Raw genomic sequence first — 7,245 nt, 5'->3', positions numbered from 1 at the left:
CCCCAGGATCCAGGCTGTTATCTGTTCAAGGATGCCGAAGAGACGATCATCTATATCGGCAAAGCAAAAAATCTGAAGAAGCGGGTTTCCAGTTACTTTCAGAAGACCGATCATAATGCCAAGACAAAGCGGATGGTCAGCGAAGCTGCGGATCTTGACTTCATAATTACTGCTTCAGAGGTGGAAGCACTAATCCTTGAAAATACCCTAATCAAACGTCATCAGCCAAAATTTAATATCGATCTCAAGGACGCTAAAAGCTACGCATTCATCCGGATAAGCGATGATCCATTCCCAAGAATCGGAATAGCCAGGTACAGGGGCGGGAAAAAGGGTGGCACCCTGTACGGCCCCTTTGTTTCTGCTGCTGAACGTGATCATGTTCTTGCATTCATCAAACAGACCTTCCATTTGAGAACCTGCAGGAAAATGACAAAAAGGGCTTGTCTCCGCTCTCACCTGGGAACCTGTTCTGCTCCTTGTCAAGGAAAAGTATCAGAACCGGAATATCAGTACCAGGTGAAGAGTGCCGACCTTCTTTTGAAAGGTAAAAATCAGGATCTCATAGCCAATCTTAAAGAGGAGATGACAGATCATTCAGAGCAACAGGATTTCGAAGCAGCACTTGCAATCAGAGATCAGATTGTTGCCATCGAACACCTTTCAGAGAGACAATACGTTCAACGCCAGAAGCAGGCAAATGAACATATCATTAATTATCAGATAGTTTCAGGGACAGTATATCTGATTCTCTTCACAATTGAAAGGGGAACGCTAACCAGCAAAGAAGAGTTCGTGTTTCCTGAGACCGAGGATTTTCTTGAAGAATTTATCATCCAGTATTATGCCGGTGTTAAACCACCAAACGAACTTATTCTCCCGGAGATGCCGGATTCATCAATTGAGGAGTATCTCTCGAGTATCAGAGAGACTAAAGTAACCCTCACGATCCCAGTACAGGGAGCAAAAAAACATCTGCTCGATCTCGTAATGAAGAACATTGAAGCATCATTCTTTGCCGGGAAAATGAGAGTAATTGAACTGGGAGAGGCATTACATCTGTCTGCCCCTCCAGATGTCATCGAATGTTTCGATATTTCACATCTTTCAGGAACAGGAACTGTTGGCTCTATGGTGAGTTTTCAGGATGGAAAACCTGACAAGAAGAATTACCGGAGGTTCAGAATAAAGACAGTAGAAGGTATCGATGATTTTTCTTCGATTGCTGAAGTGGTGAAACGTAGATACAGCAGATTAAAAAAAGAAGAACAACCATTTCCTGATCTAATCATTATTGACGGGGGTCAGGGTCAGCTCCATGCAGCTGAAGTAGAACTCAGAGAATTAAATCTTTCAATTCCGCTCATCTCCATAGCAAAGAGAGAGGAAGAGATCTATACTACAGGCAGGTCTCTTCCAATACCTTTATCGAAGAAAAGTCCAGCATCGCTCCTGGTGCAGGAGATCAGGGATGAAGCTCACCGATTTGCCATAACATACCAGCGCCTGATAAGAAGGAAAAAAGCACTATCATGACAGATTTTCAAATCGTATCAGAATATCAGCCACGAGGTTCGCAGCCTGATGCAATTTTGAAACTTGTTGAGGGATATAACAAGGGATATCCGGCACAAACTCTCCTGGGGGTTACAGGGTCAGGAAAAACATTCACGATGGCAAATGTCATCGCAAAAATGAATATGCCGACTCTTGTGCTGGCTCATAACAAAACTCTGGCAGCCCAGCTCTATCATGAATTCAGAGAGTTTTTTCCTCACAACCGGGTCGAATATTTTGTTTCATATTATGATTATTACCAGCCTGAATCGTATATCGCAAAAAAGGATCAGTACATCGAAAAAGATGCACAAATAAATCCGAAGATCGAGATGATGAGGCTCTCTGCCACTGCATCACTGCTTGGAAGAAGTGATGTTATCGTTGTTGCTTCAGTATCCTGTATCTATGGTCTCGGAAGGCCTGATACCTACAAAAGTATGGGATTTGATCTCGGAGTTGATCAGAAGATTGGACGTAAAGAGATCATATCAAAACTTGTGGATAATCTCTATGAACGCAATGACATTGAACTTGTACCAGGTCGGTTCAGGGTAAAAGGGGAGACCATCGATCTGGTTCCGAGTTATTATAACAATATCATCAGGATAGAACTCTTTGGAGATGTTGTAGACAGGATTACTGAGATAAACCGGACTACAGGGGATCCGGTGGAAAAATTAAGACATATCTACGTATTTCCGGCTAGTCATTACATCATTCCTGAAGAGCAGAAAGAAGCTGCAGTTAAATCAATCGAGGCTGAGCTTGTAGAACGTCTACCCCATCTTGGGATGCTGGAAGCCCATAGGTTAGAGCAGAGAACTAAGTATGATCTTGAGATGATCAGGGAGACCGGATCATGCAAAGGGATCGAGAACTATTCACGACACTTTGATGGCAGGAAAGTCGGAGAAAAACCATACTGCCTCCTTGATTATTTTCCAAAAGACTTTCTTTTCTTTATAGACGAGAGCCATCAGACAATTCCTCAGGTCAGGGCGATGTTTAACGGAGACCGGTCTCGTAAGGTTCCACTAATAGACTACGGATTCAGACTGCCTTCCTCATTTGATAATAGGCCACTCAGGTTTCCTGAGTTTGAGCATTATCTCAAACATGTGATCTTCGTATCTGCTACTCCTGCAGATTACGAGAAAGACAATTCACAGCAGGTAGTCGAGCAGATCATTAGGCCAACTGGTCTAGTTGATCCAGTAGTTGAAGTCAGACCTATTGAGGGACAGATGGAAGATATCAAAGCAGAGATTCAAAAAACCATCGAAAACGGAGACCGTGTTCTCCTCACTACCCTGACCAAAAGACTTGCAGAAGAACTAACCGAGTATCTCGAAGCCCGGGGAGTGAAAACACGATATCTTCACTCAGATATTGACACCTTGGAGCGGACCGAGATCATCAGAGAACTAAGACTGGGTATGTTTGATGTTTTAGTGGGGATCAACCTTCTTCGTGAGGGTCTTGATATCCCAGAGGTTGGTTTCATCGGCATTCTTGATGCTGACAAAGAAGGATTTCTCCGTGATGCAAGAAGTCTTATTCAGATCATCGGGCGTGCAGCCCGTAACGCAGAAGCTCATGTTGTACTCTACGCTGATACTATAACCGGTTCCATGCAGATTGCAATGGATGAAACCGATCGAAGACGAAACCTTCAGATCGAATATAACAAACAAAACGGAATAACCCCACAGACGATCAGAAAACCGATCAGAGAACAGGAGATTGAACTACCAGTTGGAAAACCGGTTCCGAAATCTTCAATCCCGGCATTGATAATTGACCTTGAGTCACAGATGAAGGCTGCTGCCCAGCTCCTCAATTTCGAGGAAGCCATCATGCTTAGGGACAAAATTACAGCATTGAAGAAAGATTTAGAATAAACAACATATTACAGACGATCAGAAACAGTGATCGTCACTCTTTTTAAAAAAAGATTAGAGAACGGAAATATATCCATCCTTTACTTTTTCTGAAGTTCCTTCATTACTAAAGACCTTCAGGGTTACGGTGTAGTTGCCAGGTGTAGAGTATACATGCAATGGATTCTGGTCATAGGATGCGGTGTTGTCTCCAAAGTTCCAGAACCACTCAGTCGGGAATCCCTGTGATTTGTCCTCAAACTGGACACTAAGTGGAGATTTTCCAGACAACGGGTGAGCCATGAAATCAGCTACTGGTTGCTGCATCACCGTGATCGTCTCGTATGCATAGTCCTTTGCTATGAATGGCTTGTCAACCTGATGAGTTACCTGGTAAACTCCCGGTGCAGTATAGGTATGCGATATGTTCTTAGAGAGTGAACCTGCACTGCTGTCACCAAAGACCCACCCCCATGAGACATCATCTGTGTTCAGTGAACAGTCTGTGAACTCAACAGTTAATCCTGGAGGAACAGTTCCTCCCTGTGGTTTTGCCATCATACAGGCAATCGGATCAGTGGTAACACAGATGTAATCCTTCTTCTCAACAGTTACACCATTAGGTGCTGCTGCATTGAAAGCAGTAAGTTTTACAGTGTAATTACCAGTTTTTGCATACAGGTGAACCGGTTCACGTACATTTGTTACTTCACCATCACCAAAGTCCCAGAGCCAGTCAGTCGGGTTATTGATGGTGAGATCCTTGAAGGTGACGGGGTACTTTGGCGGGACCCTTATACGATCAGCTTCGAAATCAGGAACTGGTGGAAGAACGAAGACAGGTTCAATGGTATGATCTGAACTGATGTTTACAAATGTGTATGGATTGATAGGTCCTACTGAACTATTGTCCACAATCAGATCGTAAAGGGCATTACCTGCATCAGGAGTTATAGTGAAAGTCTGGTTAGACCCGCAGTTTACCTGAACGATCCCATTTGTTCCTGCAGGTGAGATATTGCCACCATTGGACTGATTTACCAGAATGTTGTAGGTTTTAATCTGGAACACTGCCTGAATGGTATGATCAGCATTTACATTCGGGAATGTGTAGACAAATGGACTAACCTGAGGTCCATTGCTTTTCCCATCCACGATAACATCGCCTATAGTGTAACAGGGGTTTGCGGCTATGTTGAAGTTGATCGAATCACCAATGGTTACATTCTGTGGGGTAGACGGAGAAATTGTCCCCCCTACTCCTGCCGATGGTGTTATGGTGTATGCATATTTGCTGAAACTTGCGTTAATCGAGTGATTTTTGGTCACATTCGGGAAACAATAAGTCATAGGACTTGTATTGTTACCCTGACTAATGCCATCAACCTCCACATTGGAGATGAAGTAATTACTGAATGCGGTGATGTTGAAGCACTGTGTGTTCCCGAAGGTAACATTTACCGTGCCATTGGGCTGGATTTGACCGCCCTGACCAGCAACCGCCGCGATGGTCAGGACGTCAGGCTGAAAATGTGCAACAATCTCGTGGTTATCGGTAACATTGAGGGTATAGGAACTGACCGGACCCTTGGAGACTCCATTGTCGGTTATATCTGCAAGTTGATATCCTGAGAATGCAGTTGAGTTGAAAGTAAGAGTCTGCCCATATGTAGCAGTTGTGTTACCAGATGGAACTATCATCCCGGCATTTGCAGGGATTGCAGTTGATGTTACATTGAACCACTGCTTTTCAAAGACTGCATGCCAGGTAAGATTTGTATGGAGGTTGCAAATCTGGAAGTTTGTTTTGAAACCTTCAGACTCCATGTATGAGTCGCCAGATTCAAACTCGGGTCTGAGATACGAAAGATAGTACCCTGGATCAGGAACTCCAGTCGTGTTTTTAGTACACCCATCATAATCCACCTGATAGGGATCAGATGGATCAATCTTTCCTCCGGTTGTATAATTGGTAAATACAGTAACCTTAGTTGGACGGAAGGTGCAGTATAACGTGTGGTTATACGTCATCTTTGAGCCCTGAATCACATAGGATGGTGCATACGGTACCGGTTCACCATCAAGATATAACTGTTTGACCTGGTTGTCAACATCTGGTGTGAAGTTGTATGCTGCACTGTCTTCACCATAGTCATAGAAGGTTATACCCGCATTGTTTACTGAACCACCTTTTCCTGCTGTTGCATTGACAGCTACCTGCTTCTTAAGGGAAGAAAGGTAAAGGGTCGCATTGCCCAGTGTCTTCTCATGTGGATATGTAACATTTTCGAGATTATAGGTTATATTGAATACAGGTTTTCCTTCGCTCGTCCGATCCACAGTCAGGTTATGAGCAAGATATGCCGGATGCTCTCCACTCAGGGTAAACTCTTTAGTTTCTCCTGCAATAACAGGGATCAAACCAGATGGTTGAATGGTGGAGTGTGCATCCGATCCTGCCTGAATGAAGTATGTGGCACGGTCAAGGCTGATGATCTGTCCCCACTTTGAAGGGCGACCAACAAACAGAGTCGTGTCAACAGTTACTGTCTTTGGCAGGTTCATTGGCATCCGGTCAAATGTTACATTGACGATCTTCTGGGCTGGGAGACTGATCCAGCATGGAGTCCGGTTCTCCTGCAATTCGCCATCATATGTTACATTGGCTCCTTTAGGTATGCCAAGCTCTGGATGATCATCATCATCAATACTGGTCTCGAAGTAGACCTGCACATAATTGGTGAACGGTGTCAGTTCTATCTCAACTGTACTGGGGGTGTTGGCAGTCACATTGAAGAATTTGTAGCCCCAGTGGTACCGATCCTTGAAGAAGACTGAGAAGTATTCTCCTGAGTAAAGTTGTTGGGTTGTTGTCGTGTTACCGATTATCCCGGCAGTATACTTCAGGTAATCAGGCGTGATATCCTCTGTTGAGACTACGTTCTGTATCTTTGCTGCAACTTCTTCATGAGAACCATTGAAAGAGTTCAGAGCACTATCCATTTTAGATACAAGTGTACTCTGTTGGTCTGCATTCATCCTGCTAATCTGATAAATGTAGACATCAGCACTTGTCGGATCACTCTTGAAAGTAACAGGTGCTGTCTCTGGAATTGGATCGAGATTGATACGAAGTTCAGTCACGTTCCCTGCCGTAACCTCTGTTGTTCCATTCTTAGGATAATACCCGGACCGGGTGATGTTATAGATATAGGTTCCTGGGGGAAGAGACTCTACAGATGCTGGAGTCTTACTGTAGATCAAACTGGTGACATTTGGTATCTCACGGTGAAGAGTCAGATCCGAATCTGACGGGTTGGTGTCAAGATGGATGGCACCATAAACCGGATTATTTGGTGTGAGTGTAACCGTGCTGAAGTTGAGATACGTTCCCGGAGTGACGGTGAACGACTCATTCCACCAGGTAATAAATCCGTACTTTTTTAGAAATAACCGATATGTCCCAGGTTCCACAAAGAACTCTCGCGGAGTGAGGCCTTCTGTATCCGACACTGTCAGGTTATCAGGCGAGACCGACACATTGGTGAGGTAGATTTCTGCTCCCGCAGGAACAGAATTAACAAAGACTACCCCTTTCTGTTGTGGCTCCGCCATACTTCCGGTAATCAGGAATGCCAGGATAAGCAGCCCTGCGATGACCGGATATGCAGTTTTGTATGCCATTACTTCACACTTCCCCTGTAAATCATTCATGAATGAAGGAAATCCCCGTGACGCATACCATAATGGGATGCAACTCGCAAGAGGAGTTAATCAGGGTTATATTTCTCATCATATATATAGG

General features: G+C 44.2%; 3 protein-coding genes. 2 read left to right on the top strand and 1 reads right to left on the bottom strand.

Annotated elements, in window-relative coordinates:
- On the top strand, positions 1 to 1,536 hold a 1,536-nt coding region (uvrC, locus tag VN429_RS06730), incomplete at its 5' end, for an excinuclease ABC subunit UvrC (protein ID WP_325631254.1).
- Positions 1,533 to 3,461 (top strand): excinuclease ABC subunit UvrB, encoded by a 1,929-nt coding sequence (uvrB, locus tag VN429_RS06725; protein ID WP_325631252.1) that lies wholly within the window; start codon positions 1,533 to 1,535, stop codon positions 3,459 to 3,461. The genes uvrC and uvrB, both read left to right, overlap by 4 nt.
- Positions 3,462 to 3,515: 54 nt before the next feature.
- Here uvrB and VN429_RS06720 read toward each other — a convergent pair whose 3' ends face one another.
- On the bottom strand, positions 3,516 to 7,154 hold the full coding sequence (locus VN429_RS06720) for a PKD domain-containing protein (RefSeq protein ID WP_325631249.1): 3,639 nt from the start codon (positions 7,152 to 7,154) through the stop codon (positions 3,516 to 3,518).
- Between the last annotated feature and the right edge of the window lie 91 nt (positions 7,155 to 7,245).

This window comes from Methanospirillum sp. (assembly GCF_035560735.1).
Classification (GTDB): Archaea; Halobacteriota; Methanomicrobia; order Methanomicrobiales; family Methanospirillaceae; genus Methanospirillum.
This window is presented reverse-complemented; position numbering and strand designations above follow the sequence as displayed.

Excerpts from the sequence above, each read along its gene's own strand:
- uvrB (WP_325631252.1), top strand. The coding sequence starts at position 1,533 with ATGACAGATTTTCAAATCGTATCAGAATATCAGCCACGAGGTTCGCAG.
- VN429_RS06720 (WP_325631249.1), bottom strand. The coding sequence starts at position 7,154 with ATGAATGATTTACAGGGGAAGTGTGAAGTAATGGCATACAAAACTGCA.